General features: G+C 60.3%; 18 protein-coding genes. 10 read left to right on the top strand and 8 right to left on the bottom strand.

The genetic code is table 11. The features are described from left to right. Nucleotides 1-747 carry a 3-oxoacyl-ACP reductase family protein gene (locus ACWKV5_RS04285; protein WP_140667164.1) on the bottom strand — a complete coding sequence of 249 codons (747 nt, stop codon included), beginning with the start codon at nt 745-747 and terminating at the stop codon, nt 1-3. Nucleotides 748-872: 125 nt separating this feature from the next. Here ACWKV5_RS04285 and ACWKV5_RS04280 point away from each other — a divergent pair, with 125 nt between their 5' ends. Next, nucleotides 873-1,796 carry a LysR family transcriptional regulator gene (locus tag ACWKV5_RS04280; protein ID WP_483840293.1) on the top strand — a complete coding sequence of 308 codons (924 nt, stop codon included), beginning with the start codon at nt 873-875 and terminating at the stop codon, nt 1,794-1,796. Between the two features lie 168 nt (nt 1,797-1,964). Here ACWKV5_RS04280 and ACWKV5_RS04275 read toward each other — a convergent pair whose 3' ends face one another. Then, nucleotides 1,965-2,705 (bottom strand): phosphoadenylyl-sulfate reductase, encoded by a 741-nt coding sequence (locus ACWKV5_RS04275; RefSeq protein WP_008027340.1) that lies wholly within the window; start codon nt 2,703-2,705, stop codon nt 1,965-1,967. 173 nt (nt 2,706-2,878) lie between these two features. On the opposite strand from ACWKV5_RS04275, the gene thrH reads away from it, so the two are divergent. After that, complete coding sequence (thrH, locus tag ACWKV5_RS04270; protein WP_483840292.1) at nt 2,879-3,496, top strand: bifunctional phosphoserine phosphatase/homoserine phosphotransferase ThrH; 618 nt, start codon at nt 2,879-2,881, stop codon at nt 3,494-3,496. Nucleotides 3,497-3,596: 100 nt separating this feature from the next. On the opposite strand, the gene pabB is transcribed toward thrH, so the two are convergent. The 4 genes from pabB to rloA form a co-directional block, all read right to left on the bottom strand. Further along, the gene (gene pabB / locus ACWKV5_RS04265) at nt 3,597-4,934 is read right to left on the bottom strand and encodes an aminodeoxychorismate synthase component I (RefSeq protein WP_483840291.1); all 1,338 of its coding nucleotides are present in this window, start codon (nt 4,932-4,934) and stop codon (nt 3,597-3,599) included. A gap of 225 nt (nt 4,935-5,159) precedes the next feature. Continuing rightward, nucleotides 5,160-6,146, bottom strand: a complete 987-nt coding sequence (locus ACWKV5_RS04260) for an alpha-L-glutamate ligase-like protein (RefSeq protein ID WP_483840290.1) — start codon at nt 6,144-6,146, stop codon at nt 5,160-5,162. Further along, nucleotides 6,146-7,681: an osmotic stress tolerance membrane protein RloB gene (gene rloB / locus ACWKV5_RS04255; protein ID WP_483840289.1), complete on the bottom strand. Its 1,536-nt coding sequence runs from the start codon at nt 7,679-7,681 to the stop codon at nt 6,146-6,148. The genes ACWKV5_RS04260 and rloB overlap by 1 nt, the downstream gene beginning before the upstream one ends. Before the next feature lie 5 nt (nt 7,682-7,686). Beyond that, nucleotides 7,687-8,223, bottom strand: coding sequence for a retropepsin-like aspartic peptidase RloA (rloA, locus tag ACWKV5_RS04250; RefSeq protein ID WP_483840288.1), 537 nt, complete (start codon nt 8,221-8,223; stop codon nt 7,687-7,689). A 302-nt stretch (nt 8,224-8,525) separates the two neighbouring features. On the opposite strand from rloA, the gene ACWKV5_RS04245 reads away from it, so the two are divergent. The 6 genes from ACWKV5_RS04245 (at nt 8,526) to prpD (ending at nt 17,045) form a co-directional block, all read left to right on the top strand. Continuing rightward, the gene (locus ACWKV5_RS04245; RefSeq protein WP_483840327.1) at nt 8,526-9,242 is read left to right on the top strand and encodes a GntR family transcriptional regulator; all 717 of its coding nucleotides are present in this window, start codon (nt 8,526-8,528) and stop codon (nt 9,240-9,242) included. Beyond that, nucleotides 9,239-10,129, top strand: a complete 891-nt coding sequence (gene prpB, locus ACWKV5_RS04240; protein ID WP_483840287.1) for a methylisocitrate lyase — start codon at nt 9,239-9,241, stop codon at nt 10,127-10,129. The genes ACWKV5_RS04245 and prpB overlap by 4 nt, the downstream gene beginning before the upstream one ends. 42 nt (nt 10,130-10,171) lie before the next feature. Beyond that, nucleotides 10,172-11,299 carry a bifunctional 2-methylcitrate synthase/citrate synthase gene (prpC, locus tag ACWKV5_RS04235; protein WP_483840286.1) on the top strand — a complete coding sequence of 376 codons (1,128 nt, stop codon included), beginning with the start codon at nt 10,172-10,174 and terminating at the stop codon, nt 11,297-11,299. A 204-nt stretch (nt 11,300-11,503) separates the two neighbouring features. Continuing rightward, the gene (gene acnD / locus ACWKV5_RS04230) at nt 11,504-14,098 is read left to right on the top strand and encodes a Fe/S-dependent 2-methylisocitrate dehydratase AcnD (protein WP_483840285.1); all 2,595 of its coding nucleotides are present in this window, start codon (nt 11,504-11,506) and stop codon (nt 14,096-14,098) included. A 66-nt stretch (nt 14,099-14,164) separates the two neighbouring features. Next, nucleotides 14,165-15,355 carry a 2-methylaconitate cis-trans isomerase PrpF gene (prpF, locus tag ACWKV5_RS04225; RefSeq protein WP_483840284.1) on the top strand — a complete coding sequence of 397 codons (1,191 nt, stop codon included), beginning with the start codon at nt 14,165-14,167 and terminating at the stop codon, nt 15,353-15,355. A gap of 205 nt (nt 15,356-15,560) precedes the next feature. Next, nucleotides 15,561-17,045 carry a 2-methylcitrate dehydratase gene (gene prpD, locus ACWKV5_RS04220; protein WP_483840283.1) on the top strand — a complete coding sequence of 495 codons (1,485 nt, stop codon included), beginning with the start codon at nt 15,561-15,563 and terminating at the stop codon, nt 17,043-17,045. Here prpD and ACWKV5_RS04215 read toward each other — a convergent pair. Next, the gene (locus ACWKV5_RS04215; protein ID WP_483840326.1) at nt 17,014-17,922 is read right to left on the bottom strand and encodes a DMT family transporter; all 909 of its coding nucleotides are present in this window, start codon (nt 17,920-17,922) and stop codon (nt 17,014-17,016) included. The two genes, prpD and ACWKV5_RS04215, sit on opposite strands and share 32 nt — an antisense overlap. A gap of 136 nt (nt 17,923-18,058) precedes the next feature. On the opposite strand from ACWKV5_RS04215, the gene ACWKV5_RS04210 reads away from it, so the two are divergent. Then, a complete protein-coding gene (locus tag ACWKV5_RS04210; RefSeq protein WP_483840282.1) occupies nt 18,059-19,468 on the top strand; it encodes an aminotransferase-like domain-containing protein in 1,410 nt (469 codons plus the stop codon). Between the two features lie 113 nt (nt 19,469-19,581). On the opposite strand, the gene ppsR is transcribed toward ACWKV5_RS04210, so the two are convergent. After that, nucleotides 19,582-20,400 carry a posphoenolpyruvate synthetase regulatory kinase/phosphorylase PpsR gene (ppsR, locus tag ACWKV5_RS04205; RefSeq protein WP_483840281.1) on the bottom strand — a complete coding sequence of 273 codons (819 nt, stop codon included), beginning with the start codon at nt 20,398-20,400 and terminating at the stop codon, nt 19,582-19,584. A 174-nt stretch (nt 20,401-20,574) separates the two neighbouring features. Between ppsR and ppsA the strand changes: the two genes are divergently transcribed. Then, complete coding sequence (ppsA, locus tag ACWKV5_RS04200; RefSeq protein ID WP_046027056.1) at nt 20,575-22,950, top strand: phosphoenolpyruvate synthase; 2,376 nt, start codon at nt 20,575-20,577, stop codon at nt 22,948-22,950. Nucleotides 22,951-23,022 lie beyond the last annotated feature (72 nt).

The following is a 23,022-nucleotide window of genomic DNA, read 5'->3' as shown; positions in this document are numbered from 1 at the left end:
TCAGGCGCCGAAACCACCGTCGATGGTCAGGCTGGCCCCGGTGATGTAACCGGCTTCCGGTCCGACGAGGTAGGCAACGAAGCTGGCGATCTCTTCGGCTTTGCCGTAGCGACCCACTGCCATCAACGGGATCAGGCTTTCCGCGAAGTCACCGTCAGCCGGGTTCATGTCGGTGTCGACCGGGCCGGGCTGCACATTATTGATGGTGATGCCGCGTGGGCCGAGGTCACGGGACAGGCCTTTGGTCAGGCCGACCAGCGCTGCTTTGCTCATGGCGTACGGGCCACCACCGGCGAAGGGCATGCGGTCGGCGTTGGTGCTGCCGATGTTGATGATGCGACCGCCCTCGGTCATGTGTGCGGCGGCGGCCTGGGTGGCGATGAACACGCTGCGTACGTTGATGGCGAGGGTTTGGTCGAAGTCTTCGAGTTTGAAATCTTCCAGTGGCGCAACGGCCAGCACGCCGGCGTTGTTGACCAGGATGTCCAGGCGACCGAAGGCTTTAACCGTGGCGCTCACGGCGTTTCGGATCGCTTCAGCGTCGGCGCTGTCCGCCTTGATGGCCAGGGCTTTGCCGCCGCTGCTGGTGATGCTGTTTTGCAATTCTTCGGCTTTGGCCGTGGAGCTGACGTAGGTGAAGGCAACGGTTGCGCCTTCAGCGGCCAGGCGTTTGACGATGGCTGCGCCGATACCGCGGGAACCGCCTTGAATCAAAGCCACTTTGCCGCTGAGGTTCTGAGTAGTCATAACGATCTCCAAAGTCCCGAGGCGAGATGCCTCGGTTGATGGAGCCTAGTATCGATTGAGGATCAGGCGCTGTGTAGACGGTAATTGCGATAGTCTGTGTAAACCAAAAGTTTATAGTGACGCGTATGGAAACCTTCAGCAGTATCGAATGCTTTGTGCGCAGCGCCGAGGTCGGCAGTTTTGCCGAAGCCGCGCGGCGCTTAAGCCTGACCCCGGCCGCGGTGGGCAAGAGTGTGGCAAAACTCGAAGCACGGCTCGGTGTGCGGCTGTTTCAGCGCAGCACGCGCAGCCTGACGTTGACGGAGGCCGGTCAGTTGTTCCTCGGCGAGGTCAGTTCCAGCCTGCACACGATCCAGAATGCCGTGGCCAATCTGGCGAGCGCCGAAGGCCGACCGGCGGGGACGCTGAAGGTCAGCATGGGCACGGTGTTCGGGCGTTTGTATATCGTGCCGTTGCTGGGGGAGTTTTTGCGGCGCTTTCCGGCGATCAATCCGGACTGGCATTTCGATAACCGTCAGGTCGATTTGATTGCGCAGGGCTTCGATGCGGCCATTGGCGGCGGCTTCGAACTGCCCCAAGGGGTGGTGGCGCGCAAACTGACGCCGGCGCATCGGGTGTTGGTGGCGTCAGCCGGTTATCTGGAGTCGCATGATGCGATCGCCGAGCCCGATGACCTCAAGCATCACGACGGCATCCTGATTCGTTCGCCGCAGACCGGTCGAGTGCGCTCTTGGCAGTTGACCAGTCGCACGCAGCAACACAGTCCGCTGACGTTGAGGGCGCGAATGACCATGAGTGATTCGGAAGCTGCGTGCGCGACGGCGGCCCAGGGACTGGGGATTGCGCTAGTAAGCATGCCGTTCGCCTCGGGGTTTCTGGAGAACGGGAAGCTCCAGCGGGTGCTGCCAGACTGGTATGTCGACGATGGCAATATTTCGATCTATTACGCGGAACACAAACTGTTGCCGGGCAAGACCCGGGCGTTTGTGGATTTCATCATCGAGCAGTTTGCGGAGCAGGGATTGGGGCGCAGGTTTAGTGCGGTTTGAGCCTGGCAGGAAACCGAGGTGCTGCCATCGCGGGCAAGCCCGGCCCACACAGAACTTGTGTGCGAGCCTGCTCGCGAAGATAGACTCACGTTCAACATGGATGGCGCCTGACACGACGCCTTCGCGAGCAGGCTCGCACCCACATTGGGATCTCTACACGGCTCGGGATCAGGCCTTGGACTTGCTGATGATATTCCCGGCATGCAACCCGCATTCTTTCTGCGTCGCCTCTTCCCACCACCAGCGACCTTCGCGCTCATGCTGGTTCGGCAGCACCGGACGGGTGCACGGTTCGCAGCCAATGCTGATGAACCCGCGCTCATGCAGGCTGTTGTAGGGCAGCTCCAGCATGCGGATGTAGCCCCAGATCTCTTCGCTGGTCATTTGCGCCAGCGGATTGAATTTGTACAGGGTGCGTTCCGGGGTGGAGAACGCGGTGTCGATTTCCAGCACGGCGACGGCGCTGCGGGTGCCGGGGCTCTGGTCGCGGCGCTGGCCGGTGGCCCAGGCGGTGACGCCGGACAACTTGCGGCGCAGCGGCTCGATCTTGCGGATGCCGCAGCATTCGCCATGGCCGTCCTTGTAGAAGCTGAACAGGCCTTTTTCCTTCACGAAGGGTTCAAGTTTCGTGTAGTCCGGCGACACCAGTTCGATGTCGATCTTGTAGTGCTCACGCACCTGATCGATGAAGCGGTAGGTTTCTGGGTGCAAACGGCCGGTGTCGAGGCTGAACACTTTGACGTTCTTGTTCAGCTTCCAGGCCATGTCTACCAGCACCACGTCTTCGGCGCCGCTGAAAGATATCCACAGATCATCGCCAAACTCGGCGAACGCGAGTTTCAGGATGTCCTGGGCGGATTTGTTGGCATAGGTCGTGGCGAGTTCCACGACGTCGAACGTTGGGCTCATCAGGGCGGCTTCCTACAGGTCGGTGGCGCTTGGCGCTCTATATGGCTGCGATGGTAACAAAATCCTGCAGCCGCTGGCGCGCCCTCTGCGTTGCGCCGGTCAGCCCGAATCGCTAGAGTTCGGCAGTCTTTTTGCTCGCTCGACTCAATAATCAATACAAATGGGAGTGTCTTGTGGAAATTGCCTGTCTGGATCTTGAAGGTGTACTGGTCCCGGAAATCTGGATCGCTTTCGCCGAAAAAACCGGGATCGAATCGCTCCGGGCCACCACTCGGGACATTCCCGACTACGACGTGCTGATGAAGCAGCGCCTGCGAATCCTCGATGAACACGGCTTGAAACTCGCCGACATCCAGGAAGTGATCGCCACGCTCAAGCCACTCGATGGCGCCATCGAGTTCGTCAACTGGCTGCGCGAGCGCTTTCAAGTGGTGATTCTGTCGGACACGTTCTACGAATTTTCGCAGCCGTTGATGCGCCAGCTGGGCTTCCCGACGTTGCTGTGCCATCGCTTGATTACTGACGATTCCGGTCGGGTGACCAGCTATCAGTTGCGTCAGAAAGATCCCAAGCGTCAGTCGGTTTTGGCCTTCAAGAGCCTTTACTACCGGGTGATCGCGGCGGGGGATTCCTACAACGACACGACAATGCTGGGTGAGGCGGATGCGGGGATTCTGTTCCATGCGCCGGACAACGTGATCCGCGAGTTTCCGCAGTTCCCGGCAGTGCATACGTTTGAGGAGTTGAAGCAGGAGTTCATCAAGGCTTCGAATCGGGCTTTGAGTTTGTAGTCGTCCGGAAGGACGCTTTCGCGAGCAGGCTCGCTCCCACATTGGATTGCATTTCAACTGTGGGAGCGAGCCGGCTCCGGGCGGCGTTCCGACGAAGCTTTTAGAGGTTTTGCAGGGTATCGAGCAGGATTTTGACCTTGGTTATCGATTCCTGATACTCGGCCTGCCACTCGGAGTCAGCGACAATCCCGCCGCCGCCCCAGCAACACACCTGCCCATCCTTGACCAGCAAGCTGCGAATCGCGATGGAGCTGTCCATCTCGCCGCGCACATCCAGATACAGCAATGACCCGCAGTACAATCCGCGCCGGGTCGGCTCGAGCTCGTCAATAATCTGCATCGCGCGAATCTTCGGCGCACCGGTGATCGAGCCTCCGGGGAAGCTGCCGGCGATCAGGTCCAGCGCATCGCGGTCATCCGCCAGTTCACCGGTCACGCTGCTCACCAGGTGATGCACATTCGGATAGCTTTCCAGACTGAACAACTCCGGCACCCGCACCGAACCGATGCGGCAGGTGCGGCCGAGGTCATTGCGCAAAAGGTCGACAATCATCAGGTTTTCCGCGCGATCCTTGGGGCTGGCCAGTAGTTCGGCGGCGTTCGCTGCGTCTTCGGTGGCGGTCAGGCCGCGAGGGCGGGTGCCTTTGATCGGCCGGGTTTCCACCTGCCGTTCGCTGACTTTGACGAAGCGCTCCGGCGACAGGCTCAGTACCGCGCCACCCTCGGGCAGGCTCTGGAACCCGGAAAATGGCGTCGGGCATGCGGCGCGCAACGCAACGTACGCCGCCCATGGATCACCTTGGCACTCAGCCCGGAAGCGCTGGGCGAAGTTGACCTGGTAGCAGTCACCGGCCTGGATGTAGTTCTGAATGCGTTCCAGCGCCTGGCGATATTGGTCGGCGCTCAGGTCGGCACGCATCGGCGCTTTCAATGTGAAAGGTTCAACGGCGTTTGCGGTCGGCTGGCTGAACAGTGTGATCAGACGCTGGCGCTCGCTGTCGATCAACGACGGGTGAAACACCAGTTGACTGGTTTTTACGTGGTGATCGCTGATCAGGGCCCAGTCGTACAAGCCGAAACGCGCGTCGGGGAGTTGCAGGTCGTCCTGCGCCTGGCTCGGCAGGTGTTCCAGGTGCCGACCGAAGTCGTAGCTCAGGTAACCGATCAGGCCGCCGGCGAAGGGCAGTTCATCAGGAACCGCCGCTTCACCGAGGCGTGTCAGATTCTCGCGCAGGCGTTGCAGGAAGTCGCCGCCGCTTTCGTCGGGCAATACAGCCAATTGCTCCAGCGGCCAGGCGCTGAGCAAATCAAAACGGCCGCGCTCTGCGGTCGGCCGACCGCTATCCAGCAGCACGGCGCCGGGGGCATGACGAATCGCCGCGAAGTAGTCGGCGGGGTTGGCGCGATAAGGAAGCGGGTGTACGGAACAGGTCAACATGGGCGGGGCGGGTCAGCCATCGAGGCGGGGTGGCGATTGTAGTCCTCTGCAGGATTTGCTCCTAGAGGGGATGTCGGTGTTGGGTAGATTGGAGGCAGGGTTGGGGGCTGTAGTGGCTGGCAGTCAGTCTTCGCGAGCAGGCTCGCTCCTACAGGGGATCTTCGGTGCGACATAGACCCAGTGTGGGAGCGAGCCTGCTCGCGAAAGGGGCGACTCGGTCTCTGATCAGCCCTCAATCGCCGGAATATGCCCAAACATCTCCTGAACAAACTCCACTCGCTCTTTCACCGTCTCGGTAACTCCGCGAGCCTTCAATTCTTCCAGTCGCGCTTCAACCGCATGCGTACGCAGCGTCAGCCCACAATCGTTGGCGATCTGGATGTTCAACCCCGGCCGGGCATTGAGCTCAAGGATCAACGGGCCTTTTTCCTGGTCCAGCACCATGTCAACGCCGATGTAACCCAACCCACACAGCTCATAACAGCCGGCCGCGAGTTTCATGAAGCCGTCCCAGTAGGGCAGTTGCACGCCATCGACGGCGTTGGTGGTGTCCGGGTGTTTGGTGATGATGTTGTTCAGCCAGGTGCCACGCAATGTTTCCCCGGTCGCGAGGTCGACACCGACGCCGATGGCGCCCTGGTGCAGGTTGGCCTTGCCGCCGGATTGCCGGGTCGGCAGGCGCAGCATGGCCATCACCGGGTAGCCCATCAGCACGATGATGCGAATGTCCGGCACGCCTTCGTAGCTGATGCTCTTGAAGATCTGGTCCGGGATCACCCGGTATTCGATCAGCGCGCGGTCGCGGTGGCCGCCCAGGGAATACAGGCCGGTGAGAATGCTGGAGATGTGGTGCTCAAGCTCTTCGTGGGCGAGGATTTTGCCCGACACCGTGCGATAGCGGCCCTCGAAACGGTCGGCGACCACAATGATGCCGTCGCCGCCCGCGCCCTGGGCCGGTTTGATCACGAAATCGGTGCGGCCGCCGATGATCGAATCGAGGTTGTCGATTTCCTTCTCGGTGGAGATCACGCCATACAGTTCCGGCACGTGAATGCCGGCGGCAATGGCGCGCTCCTTGGTGATGATCTTGTCATCGACAATCGGGTACAGGCTGCGCTTGTTGTACTTGAGCACGTAGTCGGCGTTACGCCGGTTGATGCCCATGATGCCCCGGGCTTCCAGGGCCTTCCAGGTCTTCCAGAAACCGAACATCAGGCGTCAGCCTTCTTCAGGAACGCCTTGAATCGCACCAGTTCGGTCAGGCGGTAGCCGCGATAACGACCCATTGCCAGCATGAAGCCCACCAGGATCAACAGGATCGCCGGGAACGTGAACACGAAGTACACCAGTTCCGGCACGGTCATGATCAAGTGCGCCAGGGACGCCGCGAACAGGGTACCGATCGCCACTTTCATGGCATGTCCCGAACCGCGTTCTTCCCAGGTAATCGACAGGCGTTCGATGGTCATGGTCAAAATCACCATCGGGAACAGCGCCACCGACAACCCGCGTTCCAGGCCGAGTTTATGGCTGAACAGGCTGATGGCCGCGATCAGCACCACCACGAAGGTCAGCACCACCGACAGCCTCGGCAGCATTTGCAGCTTCAGGTGTTCAAGGTAGGAACGCAGCGACAGCCCCAGCGCCGTGATGATCGTAAACAGCACGATGCCGAAGCCGAGCTGGGTTTCGCGGAAGGCGAGGGCGATCAGCACCGGGGTAAAGGTGCCGAGGGTCTGGATGCCGATCAGGTTGCGCAGGATCAGGATCACCAGCACGCCAATCGGGATCATCACCATGATCATGAAGGTCTGCTGGGTTTGCAGCGGCAAGCCGTACAGCGAGTATTCGAGGAAGTTGGCGTCGGTGTTTTCGTCGGTCAGCTTGGCCAGGCGAATGGCGTTCATTTCGCTGTTGTTCAGGCTGAAGGTCACGTTGGCTTTTTTGCCGCCATCGACGGTGATCAGGTTTTCGTCGCCGGTCCACCACAGCAGGCGGTCGGTCGGCAGGCCTTGCTCACCGGTTTCCGGGTTGAAGTACAGCCAGTCAGTGCCATTGAAGCTGCGCAACCACAGTTCAGGCAGTTGCGGCTGGTCGGCCACCAGACGAATGGTGTGGACCTTTTCCACCGGGACGTGGGCGATGGACAAGACCAGCTCGACGATCCTGGCTTTGTTCGCAGTGGACGGGTCGCCGCCCAGCAGCAGTTTCACATTGTCGTCGCTGAGGTTGTTGACTCGCTTGATCGCTTCGCCGACGAAGGTTTCGACGTCGGCCGAGTGCTGGCGGATCGGCGCGAGCAGGGCTTCGGCGGCGACTTTTTCCGCGCCTTCGACAGCGATGCTGTCGCGGAAGGTCGGGCCTTTGACCTTGGATTTTTCGCCGGAGTAACGCTTGGTCAGCACCAGGCGGTAATAAAGGGTCTGATTGCCCTTGGCCCGACGCGCCGACCAGGTGACCTTGCGATTGCCGTCGACCCGGTTCACCGCCACGCCGTAGTTATTGGAAATGAAGCTCTCGTTGAGGCTGACGAAGTCGCGGCTCAGGGGCGGCACGAACATCTGGATCTTGACCGGGTCCTTGGCACTGGCGACGAACTCGACCTTGGCGTCGATGTTCCACAAGTCGTCGGTGGCGTCTTCGGTCACGGGAATGCCGAGCACGAAGATCTGATAGGCCGTAACTGAAATGCCCAGCACCACCAGGATGGCGATCAGCAATTTCAGATGGAGGGTAAGAGAGCGCATTGGAATTACTCTGCGGTATGTACGTCGGTGGCGCAGGCGGGTTTGCCAGCGGCGTATTTAAGACTGGGGTCGACCAGCGCGTCGAAGCGCTTGAGCGCTTCGGAGCCAATCAACAGCGGGTATTGGAAGGCGCTGCGGTCGGTCAGGTTCACTTCGATGCTGCGTAATGCCGAACCCATGCAGATGTCGAGCTCGATCACCGGACGGGCCGTGTACTTCTTGCCTTCATCCGGATCGTAGTCACCGGCCCGGCGCTTGATCTTGCTGACTCGGGCCAGTGGCCGTTCGATCGGGTGCGAATGGGCGGTGTCGATAGCCAGGTAAAAGCGCACCCAGGACTCGCCATTGCGTTTGAAGCGTTTGATGTCGCGGGCACTCAGTGAGGCGGTCTTCGCCCCGGTGTCGAGTTTGGCCGCGACTTCAAGGTCGATGCCGTCCAGGGAGGCGTACTCGTTGAGGCCGTACACCGTCTTTTCCCCCGCCGCGGCAAAACCGGGCAGACACAGTAGATAAAGGAATGTCGGGAAGGGCTTGAGTCTCATAAATCCTGGCGCGCAGCGGTCCGTACGTCGATTCAAGGCCCTGGCATTGCTGCGCAAGCTCCCTCGTATGCCTATCACCTGTTTGTGACAAACAGTGCAGATGTCACAAACAAATGCGGGCGGCATTCTAGCACGGTGGTTTGCTGGCGCCAGCGCTGGCAGGCGGCTATAAACCACTGTGCTGCTTTGTTATGGTGCGGCGGGTTATTAGACGATTGTCGACAATATCGAATTATCCTTTGACTGTGCCGCCTGTTTTCGCTAGTTTTTGCGGCATCAGCTTTCAAGGTGTCGACAATATGTTGGATCAACTGGATCCCCCGCTCATTACCCAAGACGATTCGGAGACACTTTCCGAAAACGTCTTCCGGCGTATTCAGGCGGCCATCGTCAAGGGCGAGATCGCCCCGGGCAGCAAGATCTCCGAGCCAGAGCTGGCGCGCACCTACGGCATCAGCCGCGGGCCGCTGCGCGAGGCGATCCACCGCCTCGAAGGCCAGCGCCTGCTGGTGCGTGTGCCGCATGTCGGGGCACGGGTGGTTTCGCTCAATCATGCCGAGTTGCTGGAACTCTACGAGATCCGTGAATCCCTTGAAGGCATGGCTTGCCGCCTGGCCGCCGAGCGCATGACCCTCGAAGAAATCGACGAACTGCGCCGCGTCCTCGAAACCCATGAGCGTGACGAAGCGTTTCAGGCCGGGCGAGGCTACTACCAGCAGGAAGGCGATTTCGACTTCCACTACCGGATTATCCAGGGCAGCGGCAACCGCACGCTGACTCAAATGCTCTGTGGCGAGCTGTATCAACTGGTGCGCATGTACCGCATCCAGTTTTCCACCGTACCCAATCGCCCGCACCAGGCATTTGCCGAGCACCACAGAATTCTCGATGCCATCGCCGACCGTGACGGTGAGCTGGCCGAGTTGTTGATGCGCCGCCACATCGGCGCCTCCAAACGCAATATCGCCCGTCATTACCAGGACGGCGCTAACCCGACAGCCAAACGAGGTGAGTCATGAGTTTGAACAAGAGCACTCCAGGCCAGCGTTTCCGCGATGCGGTCGCCAGCGAGCATCCATTGCAAGTGGTCGGCGCGATCAACGCCAACCACGCGTTGTTGGCCAAGCGCGCCGGTTTCAAGGCGATTTACCTGTCCGGTGGCGGTGTGGCCGCGGGCTCCCTCGGCGTGCCGGATCTGGGCATCACTGGCCTGGATGACGTGCTGACCGACGTACGTCGCATCACCGACGTCTGCGACCTGCCGCTGCTGGTGGACGTGGACACCGGTTTCGGTTCCTCGGCGTTCAACGTCGCCCGTACCGTGAAATCGATGATCAAGTTCGGCGCTGCCGCCGTTCACATCGAAGACCAGGTCGGCGCCAAGCGTTGCGGCCACCGTCCGAACAAAGAAATCGTTTCGCTGCAGGAAATGGTCGACCGCATTAAAGCCGCGGTGGATGCGCGTACCGATGACAGCTTCGTGATCATGGCGCGTACCGACGCCCTGGCGGTCGAAGGTCTGGAATCTGCCCTGGATCGCGCGGCTGCGTGCATCGAGGCCGGCGCCGACATGATCTTCCCGGAAGCCATCACCGAACTGGACATGTACAAGCTGTTCGCCAACCGTGTGAAAGCGCCGATCCTGGCCAACATCACCGAATTCGGCGCAACGCCGCTGTACACCACCGAGCAACTCGCCGGTGCCGATGTATCGCTGGTGCTGTACCCGCTGTCCGCTTTCCGCGCGATGAACAAAGCCGCGGAAAACGTCTACACCGCCATCCGCCGCGACGGCACGCAGGCGAATGTCATCGACACCATGCAGACCCGCATGGAGCTTTACGATCGCATCGACTACCACACCTTCGAGCAGAAGCTCGATGCGTTGTTCGCCGCGAAGAAGTAAGTCGATTTACTCCCTAACAAATTCAAGAAACTGGAGACAGCAATGGCCGAAGCAAAAGTACTCAGTGGCGCCGGGCTCCGTGGTCAGGTTGCCGGGCAAACTGCACTGTCCACCGTGGGTCAATCGGGCGCTGGCCTGACCTATCGTGGCTACGACGTTCGCGAACTGGCGGCTGACGCGCAGTTCGAAGAAGTTGCCTACCTGCTGCTGTACGGCGAACTGCCGAGCAAAGCGCAACTGGACGCCTACGTCAGCAAGCTGAGCAAGCTGCGTGACCTGCCACAAGCATTGAAAGAAGTACTGGAGCGCATCCCTGCCGACGCCCACCCGATGGACGTGATGCGTACCGGCTGCTCGTTCCTGGGCAACCTGGAGCCGGAGAACAACTTCTCCGAGCAACACGACAAAACCGACCGTCTGCTGGCTGCATTCCCGGCGATCATGACCTACTGGTATCGCTTCAGCCACGACAGCAAGCGCATCAACTGCGTGACTGACGAGCCGACCATCGGCGGTCATTTCCTGCACCTGCTGCACGGCGAGAAGCCGAGCGAGTTGCACGTCAAGGTGATGAACGTTTCGCTGATCCTCTACGCAGAACACGAGTTCAACGCGTCGACCTTCACCGCCCGTGTGTGCGCCTCCACGCTGTCGGATCTGTTCTCCTGCATCACCGCTGCCATCGGTTCGCTGCGCGGTCCACTGCACGGCGGCGCCAACGAAGCGGCAATGGAAATGATCGAGCGCTTCAGCTCGCCGCAAGCGGCGATCGAAGGCACCCTCGGCATGCTCGAGCGCAAAGACAAGATCATGGGCTTCGGTCACGCGATCTACAAAGACAACGATCCGCGCAATGAAGTGATCAAGGGCTGGTCGAAAAAACTCGCTGACGAAGTGGGCGACAAGGTGTTGTTCCCGGTGTCCGAAGCCATCGACAAGACCATGTGGGAGCAAAAGAAACTGTTCCCGAACGCCGACTTCTACCATGCCTCGGCGTACCACTTCATGGGTATCCCGACCAAGTTGTTCACACCGATTTTCGTCTGCTCGCGCCTGACCGGCTGGGCCGCCCACGTGTTCGAACAACGCGCCAACAACCGCATCATCCGCCCGAGCGCCGAGTACACCGGCGTTGAACAGCGCAAGTTCGTGCCAATCGAACAACGCTGAATGGTGGGGGCCTGAGGCCGTTAACTGAAGGAACCGGGAACCCTGTGGGAGCGAGCCTGCTCGCGAAGACGGACTGACATTCAAAACAAATGTCGACTGATACACCGCTTTCGCGAGCAGGCTCGCTCCCACAATGGACCGTGTGAATTTCAGGCCTGGCGCCAGGCCCCACCCTTTGTATTTACCGTGACCCGAGTCCTGACGATGAACACAGAATTTCGCAAACAGCTGCCCGGCAGCCATCTGGATTACTTCGACGTCCGTGCGGCTGTCGAAGCCATTCAACCTGGCGCCTACGACACCCTGCCGTACACCTCCCGCGTGCTGGCGGAAAACCTTGTGCGTCGCTGCGACCCGGCCACGCTCACCGAATCCCTGAAGCAATTTATCGAACGCAAGCGCGACCTCGATTTCCCGTGGTTCCCGGCCCGCGTGGTGTGCCACGACATCCTCGGCCAGACCGCACTGGTCGACCTCGCCGGCCTGCGTGACGCCATCGCCCTGCAAGGCGGCGATCCTGCGCAAGTGAACCCGGTGGTGCCGACACAATTGATCGTCGACCACTCCCTGGCCGTCGAGCGCGGTGGTTTTGATCCGGAGGCGTTCGAGAAGAACCGCGCCATCGAAGACCGCCGCAACGAAGACCGTTTCCACTTCATCAACTGGACCAAGAAGGCGTTCAAGAACGTCGACGTGATTCCGCCAGGCAACGGCATCATGCACCAGATCAACCTGGAGAAAATGTCTCCGGTGATCCAGGTCCGTGACGGCGTGGCGTTCCCCGACACCTGCGTCGGCACCGACAGCCACACCCCGCACGTTGATGCGCTGGGCGTGATCGCCATCGGCGTCGGTGGTCTCGAAGCCGAGAGCGTCATGCTCGGTCGTGCTTCCTGGATGCGCCTGCCAGAAAGCGTCGGCGTCGAACTGACTGGCAAGCTGCAACCGGGCATCACCGCCACCGACATGGTGCTGGCGTTGACCGAATTCCTGCGCAAGCAAAAAGTCGTGGGCGCATGGCTGGAGTTCTTCGGTGAAGGCGCCGCCGCGCTGACCCTCGGCGACCGCGCAACCATCTCCAACATGGCTCCGGAATACGGCGCTACTGCCGCGATGTTCTACATCGACCAGCAGACCATCGACTACCTCAAGCTCACCGGCCGTGAAGACGATCAGGTGCAGTTGGTCGAGCACTACGCCAAGACCACCGGCCTGTGGGCCGACAGCCTGAAGGGCGCGCAATACGAGCGCGGCTTGACCTTCGACCTGTCCACCGTGGTGCGCAACATGGCTGGCCCGAGCAACCCGCACGCCCGTGTAGCGGTTTCCGATCTGGCTGCCAAAGGCATCTCCGGCAAGTGGGATGACGTGCCTGGGCAAATGCCGGATGGCGCCGTGATCATCGCCGCCATCACCAGCTGCACCAACACCAGCAACCCGCGCAACGTGATCGCTGCCGGCCTGCTGGCGCGCAACGCCAACAAGCTCGGCCTGACCCGCAAGCCATGGGTCAAATCGTCCCTGGCACCGGGTTCGAAAACCGTCGCGCTGTACCTGGATGAAGCCGGCCTGACCGACGAACTGGAACAGCTCGGTTTCGGCGTCGTCGCCTTCGCCTGCACCACTTGCAACGGCATGTCCGGTGCACTGGACCCGGTGATCCAGCAAGAGATCATCGATCGTGACCTGTACGCCACTGCCGTGCTGTCCGGTAACCGCAACTTCGACGGCCGGATTCACCCGTACGCCAAGCAAGCGTTCCTCGCTTCGCCGCCACTGGTAGTCGCTTACGCCATCGCCGGGACCATCCGTTTCGACATCGAAAAGGATGTGCTGGCCGTGGTCGATGGCAAGGAAATCCGCCTGAAGGACATCTGGCCGAGCGACGAAGAAATCGACGCCGTGGTCAAGGCCTCGGTGAAGCCGGAGCAGTTCCGTCAGGTCTACATCCCGATGTTCGCCATCCACGAAGACACCGGCCCGAAAGTGGCGCCGCTGTACGACTGGCGCGAGATGAGCACCTACATCCGCCGTCCGCCGTACTGGGAAGGCGCGCTGGCCGGCGCACGTCCGCTCAAGGGCATGCGCCCGTTGGCGGTGCTGCCGGACAACATCACCACCGATCACCTGTCGCCATCGAACGCGATCATGCTCGACAGCGCCGCCGGTGAATACCTGGCGAAAATGGGCCTGCCGGAAGAGGACTTCAACTCTTACGCGACTCACCGTGGTGACCACCTGACCGCGCAGCGCGCGACCTTCGCCAACCCGAAACTGTTCAACGAAATGGTTCTGGAAAACGGCAAGGTCAAGCAGGGTTCGCTGGCGCGTGTCGAGCCGGAAGGCCAGGTCATGCGCATGTGGGAAGCCATCGAAACCTACATGGAACGCAAACAGCCGCTGATCATCATTGCCGGCGCCGACTACGGTCAGGGTTCGTCCCGCGACTGGGCCGCGAAGGGCGTGCGTCTGGCGGGTGTGGAAGCGATTGCCGCCGAAGGTTTCGAGCGCATTCACCGCACCAACCTGGTGGGCATGGGCGTGTTGCCGCTGGAGTTCAAGGCCGGCACCAACCGTCACACCCTGGCCATCGACGGCAGCGAAACCTACGACGTGATCGGCGAGCGCACACCACGCGCCGAGCTGACGCTGGTGATCCATCGCAAGAACGGCGAACGCCTCGATGTGCCGGTGATGTGCCGCCTCGACACCGCCGAAGAAGTGTCGATCTACGAAGCCGGCGGCGTGTTGCAACGCTTTGCCCAGGACTTCCTCGAAGAGTCGGCAGTCGCCGTCTAACACACGCTGTACAGACACGGGACTTCAAGTCCCGTGTCTGTTTTCAAGGTAAGGAGTAACGAACACATGGCTCACGCAGCTCAGATCAAAATCCCTGCCACCTACATGCGTGGCGGCACCAGCAAAGGCGTGTTTTTCAGCCTCAAAGACTTGCCTGAAACGGCACAAATTCCTGGCCCGGCCCGCGACGCTTTGTTGCTGCGCGTGATCGGCAGCCCCGACCCGTACGACAAGCAAATCGACGGCATGGGCGGTGCAACCTCCAGCACCAGCAAAACCGTAATCCTGTCGAAAAGCCTCAAGGCCGATCACGATGTCGATTACCTGTTCGGTCAGGTGTCCATCGACAAGCCTTTCGTGGACTGGAGCGGCAACTGCGGCAACCTGTCGGCGGCGGTCGGTTCCTTCGCGATCAGCAACGGTCTGGTCGACGCCAGCCGCATCCCGCACAACGGCGTGGCGGTGGTTCGCGTGTGGCAGGCCAACATCGGCAAGACCATCATCGCCCATGTGCCGATCACCAACGGTGAAGTACAGGAAACCGGTGATTTCGAACTCGATGGCGTGACCTTCCCGGCTGCCGAAGTGCAAGTCGAATTCATGGACCCGGCGGCGGAAGAGGAGGGCGGCGGTGGTTCGATGTTCCCTACCGGCAACCTGGTGGATGACCTCGAAGTACCCGGCGTCGGCACCTTCAAGGCGACCATGATCAATGCCGGCATCCCGACGATTTTCGTCAATGCCGAAGACATCGGTTACACCGGCACCGAGTTGCAGGGCGCGATCAACAGCGACCCGAAAGCGTTGCTGATGTTCGAAACCATCCGTGCTTACGGCGCATTGCGCATGGGCCTGATCTCGAACATCGACGAAGCGGCCAAGCGTCAACACACCCCAAAAGTAGCCTTCGTCGCCAAGCCGGCGGACTACGTGTCGTCCAGCGGCAAGGCCATTGCGGCAGGCGATGTCGACTTGCTGGTGCGTGCGTTGTCGATGGGCAAATTGCACCACGCGATGATGGGTACGGCGGCGGTGGCTATCGGCACGGCAGCGGCGATTACCGGTACGCTGGTGAACCTCGCGGCGGGCGGTATCGAACGCAATGCAGTACGTTTCGGTCATCCGTCCGGCACGCTGCGCGTGGGTGCGGAAGCCAGCCTGGTCGACGGTGAATGGACCGTGAACAAAGCCATCATGAGCCGCAGTGCGCGGGTGTTGATGGAAGGTTGCGTTCGCGTGCCGGGTGATTCGTTCTAACTGATTCACGCAAAACCCTGTGGGAGCGAGCGTGCTCGCGAAGACGGACTGACATTCAACATTGATGTCGACTGATCCACCGCTTTCGCGAGCAGGCTCGCTCCCACAGTTGATCTCCATTTCCAGAATAAGAAAGCAGCAAACCGCCGAGACAAAAACCTGAACCGAGGTCCCATCAACGAACCACTTCAAGAGTGAATCGAACATGAGTGCCAACGTCGACCAGAACATCCGCCCCGAGTACGACCGTGTCCTGCAGGACATTGCCGACTACGTCCTCACCTTCAAAATCCAATCCGCCGAAGCCCTCGACACCGCCCGCAACTGCCTGATCGACACGTTGGGCTGCGGTCTGTTGGCGCTGCGCTTTCCCGAATGCACCAAACACCTGGGCCCCATCGTCGAAGGCACCGTCGTGCCGTTCGGTGCCCGCGTGCCCGGCACCAGTTATCGCCTCGATCCGGTCAAAGCTGCGTGGGACATCGGCTGCATCGTGCGCTGGCTCGATTACAACGACACCTGGCTCGCCGCCGAGTGGGGGCATCCGTCGGATAACCTTGGCGCCATTCTCGCGGTGGCCGATCACCTCTCGCAAAAACACCTGGCCAATGGCGCGGCACCGCTGACCGTTCGCGCGGTGCTCGAAGCGATGATCATGGCCCACGAAATTCAAGGCGTGATCGCCCTGGAAAATTCCTTCAATCGCGTCGGCCTCGATCACGTCATCCTGGTGAAAGTGGCCTCGACCGCCGTCACCGCCAAACTCATGGGCGCCAGCCGCGAACAAATGTTGTCGGCGTTGTCCCACGCGTTCGCCGACGGCCAGGCGCTGCGCACGTATCGGCATGCGCCAAATGCCGGTTCGCGCAAATCCTGGGCGGCCGGCGATGCGACCAGTCGCGGCGTGCGATTGGCCGATATCGCCATGCGTGGCGAGATGGGCATTCCCGGTGTGCTGACGGCCAAACAGTGGGGCTTTTACGATGTGTTGTTCAGCCACACCAACAACGATCTGGCGCTCAAGCCCGAAGGCAAACGGGCCTTCAGTTTCTCGCGTCCGTACGGCAGTTACGTGATGGAAAACGTGCTGTTCAAAATCAGTTTTCCGGCAGAGTTTCATGCGCAAACCGCCTGCGAAGCAGCCGTGACATTGCACCCGCACGTTCGTAATCGGCTGCATGAAATCGACCGCATCGTCATCACCACCCACGAGTCGGCGATCCGCATCATTTCCAAAGTCGGACCACTGGCCAATGCGGCGGACCGCGATCACTGCCTCCAGTACATGACCGCCGTGCCGCTGGCGTTCGGCAATCTGGTGGCCGAGCACTACGAAGACGACTTCCACGCAGCACATCCGATCATCGATGTGCTGCGCGAGAAAATGGTCATCGTCGAAGACCCGCGCTTCACTCGCGAATACCTCGAAGCCGACAAACGCTCCATCGCCAATGCGGTGCAAGTGTTCTTCAAGGACGGCTCCAGCACCGAGAACGTGGTGGTCGAATACCCGATCGGCCATCGCCGTCGTCGCGCCGACGGTATCCCGCTGCTGGAAGAGAAATTCAAGGCCAACCTGGCCACGCGTTTTACCGCCCAGCGCAGTGCGCAGATTGTTGCGTTGTGCACGGATCAGGCGGCCCTGGAAGCCACGCCGGTCAATCGCTTCGTGGATTTGTTCGTGCTTTGAGCCACTTTTCCAATGGCAATTTGGTGATCGCAAATCCGGTCAGCAAAATCGCCGAATACATCATCAGTTCCTGGGACAAGGGTTGCCCCTCGTACCAGGCGCCGATGATCACGGCGAACACCGGGAAGATGATAAACACGAAGGACAAAATGATCGGGCTCAGGCGTTTGAGCAGCAGGAAATAAACGATGAATCCGCCCACCGACGCGACCAGTCCCAGATAGAACAGGGCGCTCCACGACCGCGCGCTGATGGCGGTGAACACGGGCGTTTCAATCTGCAAACCGGCGAGAAACAACATCAGCCCGGCGATGCCGATGGGCAGGGTGTTGTAGGTAATCACGCTGATCGCGGTGCCGTGTTTTTTGGTCACCACGTAACACAACGCATGCATCACCGCCGCGCAGAGAATCGCCAATACCCCGAACAATTCCGCATGGTCCAGGTGCAGGCCTTGGCTGCGGATAATCATGAACAGACTGCCAAAGCCGATGGCGATGCCGAGCACTTGCGACGGGTAGATTTTCTCGCGCAGAAACAGCGCGGAAAACAACAGGATGAACACCGGCATACAGCTGAACAGCAGCGCCGTCAGCCCGGACGAAACGTGCATCTCGCCGTAGTTGAGCAAGTAATACGGCAGGCTGAAATACGACAGCGTGACGAACACGAAAAACCATCGGCTTTCCTTGGGAAACAACAGCGGTTCACGCCGGATCAGGGCGAAGCCGAGGAACAACGGAAACGCGATCAGAAAGCGCAAACCGGCAGCCGTCAGCGGCGGCACGGTTTCGACGGCAATCTTGATGCCCAGCCATGTCGTGCCCCAGCTCAGGCACACGATCAGGAACAGTACGCTGGTGACCAGCGCGGTCAGCCAGGGTTTTCGAACACTTGAAGTGGCACTGATGGCGATGGACATGACTCGGCTCCCTTATCGTCGGAATTGACCTGCAACCGCAAAAGGTCTATCCCTGATTGCACCTGTTTCAAGCACGCTATTCGGGGATGCAATGACTGTCAAAGCAAGTATTGCCATGGTGTCAATCCTGCGCGATGGCCTCGCCAACGGGCTGGGCGTGAAGTACAAGCGCCTGGCGGATGCCGTGGAAAAAGCCATCGCCGAAGGGGTGATCGAACCCGGCAGCAAATTGCCGCCTCATCGATTGTTGGCGGACAGCCTGGGCGTGACCATCGGCACCATCAGTCGTGCGTATGGCGAGCTTGAACGCGTGGGCCTGGTCGTCGCTCGTGTAGGAGATGGCACCTATGTGCGTCAGCGCGGAATGGAACGTGCGCGTGACGGTGGGTTTCGCAATGTCAGCGAAGCGCCGCAGGTGTTTTTTGACATGAGCCGCAACCAGCCGATTCCAGGGCAGGAGGCGCTGCTTCTGAGTAAGAGCCTGCAAACGCTGGCCCTTGATCCACAGGCGTTGCGGCACCTCAGTGGCTACACCGCCGACGCCGGTTTGCCGCGCCATCGAGCAGCCGGCGCGCACTGGTTGCGGCACCAGGCATTTGAGCCGAATGCCGAGCAGATCGTCTGCGTCAATGGCGGTCAGCACGGTCTGTTGTGTGCCTTGATGGCGTTGCTGAAGGCGGGCGATACCGTGGTCACGGAGCACCTGACCTATCCGGGTTTGATCAGCGTTGCGCGCATGCTCGGCATCAAGTTGATCGGTGTCGCGATGGATGATGAAGGGCTGATGCCGGATGCACTGGAGGATGTTTGCCGCAGCCATCGCGTGTCGGCGTTGTATTGCACGCCGACGATCCAGAATCCTACGGCGGCGGTGATGTCCGTCCCACGGCGCGAAGCGATTGCGGAGGTTTGTCGACAGCACAATCTGCTGATTTTTGAGGACGAAGCCCACGCGGTTTTGGCACAGCAGCGACCGCTGCCCCTGAGCCATTTTGCTCCGGAGCGCTCGGTGTTGATTGGCAGCTTGAGCAAGGCCGTTTCGGCCGGTTTGCGCGTCGGTTATCTGCACGTGCCGCTACCGTTGATCGGACGCTTGAGCGCGGCGGTGCGGGGGACATGCTGGATGGCCAGCCCGCTGACGTTGGAAGTGGCGACTCAGTGGATCGAAAACGGTGTTGCCGAGCAGTTGTCTGGGCAACAGATTGTCGAGATCAGTCGACGTAAATCATTGGTCGCGGGGTTGCTGGATGGGTTGGTGTACAAGACTCATTCCCACAGCCCGCACTTCTGGATCGAGGTGCCCGAGCCGTGGCGGGCGTCGCAGATTGCGGCGGAGCTCAAGGAGAAAAATTACCTGGTGGCGACGGCGGAGGCGTTTGCGGTGGGGCATGGGGCGGTGCCGCAGTTCATTCGGGCGAGTGTGTGCAATTCGGCGGGGGATGATCGGTTGTTGCTGCGCGGGTTTGAAGCGTTGGCCGGGGCTCTAGCCGAGACCGTGTGATCGTTCTTCGCGAGCAGGCTCGCTCCCACATTTGACCGCATTACTGCTGAAGGAACTCGGTCAAATGTGGGAGCGAGCCTGCTCGCGAAGGCGGCCGGACAGACGCCGCAGAATTACTTGAACCGCCGTTCCACACCTTTCTCAACAAGAATCTTCGCCGAAATCTCTTCCACCGAGAAATGCGTGGAGTTGATGTGCGGGATGTTCTCGCGACGGAACAGATTCTCCACCTCGCGCACTTCAAACTCGCACTGGGCATAGCTCGAATAACGGCTGTTGGGCTTGCGCTCGTTGCGGATCGCGGTGAGGCGGTCCGGGTCGATGGTCAGGCCAAACAGCTTGTGCTGGTGGGCGCGCAGGGCGCTGGGCAGGGTCAGGCGTTCCATGTCGTCTTCGGTCAGCGGGTAGTTGGCCGCGCGGATGCCGAATTGCATGGCCATGTACAGGCAGGTCGGGGTTTTGCCGCAACGCGACACGCCGACCAGGATCAGATCGGCCTTGTCGTAGTAGTGGGTGCGGGCCCCGTCGTCGTTGTCGAGGGCGAAGTTCACCGCCTCGATGCGTTCCATGTAATTGGTGTTGGCGCCAATGGAGTGGGACTTGCCGACGGTGTAGGAAGAATGCTCGGTCAATTCCTGCTCAAGCGGTGCCAGGAAGGTCGAGAAAATATCGATCATGAAACCATTGGAGGTAGCGAGGATCTCACGAATGTCCTGATTGACGATCGTGTCGAAAATAATCGGCCGGAAGCCGTCATTTTCGGCGGCTTTGTTGATTTGTTGTACCATGGCCCGCGCTTTATCCACGTTGTCGATATACGGTCGCGTGAATTTGCTGAAGGTAATGTTTTCGAACTGCGCCAGGAGGCTTTGACCCAGAGTTTCGGCAGTGATGCCCGTGCCGTCGGAAATAAAGAAAGCAGATCGTTTCATTTGCACCTTGGGCCTTAAGCTAAAGACGAATCTTGGATATGATAGGCGCGATTTGTTGGCCGCCAGTGGCCCGCATTCTCACTTATTTTCCAGGTCCAGGCCATACAGCTGGCAAACGCTCCCCCGAGCAGCCGGCTCCTGAGCTTTTCCAACACAGTTAGTGGAGAGATCACCTTGGTAGAGTACGTAGTTTCCCTCGATAAGCTCGGCAAACACGATGTTGAGCATGTGGGGGGCAAGAACGCATCCCTGGGCGAGATGATCAGTAACCTGGCAGGTGCCGGTGTTTCGGTGCCCGGTGGATTCGCCACGACAGCTCAGGCTTATCGTGATTTTCTGGAACTGAGCGGCTTGAACGATCAGATCCACGCCGCCCTCGATGCCCTGGATGTCGACGATGTCAACGCCCTGGCCCGCACTGGCGCCCAGATCCGTCAATGGATCATGGAAGCCGAGTTCCCCGAGAAGCTCAACGCCGAAATCCGCACCGCGTTCGCCACGCTGTCGGCCGGCAACCCTGACATGGCCGTGGCCGTGCGTTCTTCCGCTACCGCCGAAGACTTGCCGGACGCTTCCTTCGCCGGTCAGCAGGAAACCTTCCTGAACATCCGTGGTGTCGAAAACGTCATTCGCGCCGCCAAAGAGGTGTTCGCTTCGCTGTTCAACGACCGTGCGATTTCCTACCGCGTGCACCAGGGCTTCGACCACAAGCTGGTGGCCCTGTCGGCTGGCGTTCAACGCATGGTCCGCTCCGAAACCGGCACCGCCGGCGTGATGTTCACCCTTGATACCGAATCGGGTTTCCGTGACGTGGTGTTCATCACCGGCGCCTACGGCCTGGGTGAAACCGTCGTACAAGGCGCGGTGAACCCGGATGAGTTCTACGTCCACAAAGGCACGCTGGCCGCCGGTCGCCCAGCCATCCTGCGTCGCAACCTGGGCAGCAAAGCCATCAAGATGATCTACGGCGAAGTCGCCACGGCCGGTAAATCGGTCAAGACCATCGACGTTGACAAGGCTGATCGCGCACGTTTCTGCCTGAGCGATGCCGAAGTCAGCGAACTGGCCAAGCAAGCGATGATCATCGAGAAGCACTACCAGTGCCCGATGGACATCGAATGGGCCAAAGACGGTGACGACGGCAAGCTCTACATCGTTCAGGCCCGTCCTGAAACCGTGAAGAGCCGCACCCAGGCCAACGTCATGGAACGTTACCTGCTGAAAGAAACCGGCACCGTGCTGGTTGAAGGTCGCGCCATCGGCCAGCGCATCGGCGCCGGCAAGGTCCGCATCATCAAGGACGTGTCCGAGATGGACAAAGTCCAACCGGGCGACGTGCTGGTCTCCGACATGACCGACCCGGACTGGGAACCGGTCATGAAGCGCGCCAGTGCCATCGTCACCAACCGTGGCGGTCGTACCTGCCACGCGGCGATCATCGCTCGCGAGCTGGGCATCCCGGCCGTGGTCGGTTGCGGCAACGCCACCCAGCTGTTGAAAGACGGCCAGGGCGTGACCGTTTCCTGCGCTGAAGGCGACACCGGTTACATCTTCGAAGGCGAACTGGGCTTCGACATCAAGAAAAACTCCGTCGACGCCATGCCGGACCTGCCGTTCAAGATAATGATGAACGTCGGCAACCCGGACCGCGCCTTCGACTTCGCGCAACTGCCGAACGCTGGTGTGGGTCTGGCCCGTCTGGAATTCATCATCAACCGCATGATCGGGGTTCACCCCAAAGCGCTGTTGAACTACGACGGTCTGCCGCAGGACATCAAGGACAGCGTCGACAAGCGCATCGCCGGTTACAACGATCCGGTCGATTTCTACGTCGACAAACTGGTCGAAGGCATCAGCACCCTGGCTGCAGCGTTCACCCCGAAAAAGGTCATCGTGCGTCTGTCGGACTTCAAGTCCAACGAATACGCGAACCTGATCGGCGGCAAGCTCTACGAGCCGGAAGAAGAAAACCCGATGCTGGGCTTCCGTGGCGCCTCGCGTTACATCAGCGAATCGTTCCGTGACTGCTTCGAACTCGAGTGCCGTGCCCTCAAGCGCGTGCGCAACGAGATGGGCCTGACCAACGTCGAAATCATGGTGCCGTTCGTCCGTACCTTGGGCGAAGCCAGCCAGGTGATCGATCTGCTGGCCGAAAACGGTCTGGCTCGCGGCGAAAACGGTCTGCGCATCATCATGATGTGCGAACTGCCATCCAACGCGATCCTCGCTGAAGAGTTCCTCGAATTCTTCGACGGCTTCTCGATCGGCTCCAACGACCTGACTCAGCTGACGCTGGGCCTGGACCGTGACTCCGGGATCATTGCGCACCTGTTCGACGAGCGTAATCCGGCGGTCAAGAAGCTGCTGGCGAACGCCATTGCCGCGTGCAACAAGGCTGGCAAGTACATCGGCATTTGCGGTCAGGGTCCTTCGGACCACCCTGATCTGGCCAAGTGGCTGATGGAGCAGGGCATTGAAAGCGTTTCGTTGAACCCGGACTCCGTACTGGAAACCTGGTTCTTCCTGGCTGAAGGTCAGGCGCAGGCGTGATGTGAATGAAGCCCCGGTCAAGTGGCCGGGGCTTTACGATTTGAGTAGGGCGGGCTCCTCTGGATGCCGCCC

The organism is Pseudomonas oplopanacis (genome assembly GCF_057128725.1).
Note: the sequence above shows the minus strand (reverse complement) of the source record. Positions and strands in the feature narration are given on the sequence as shown.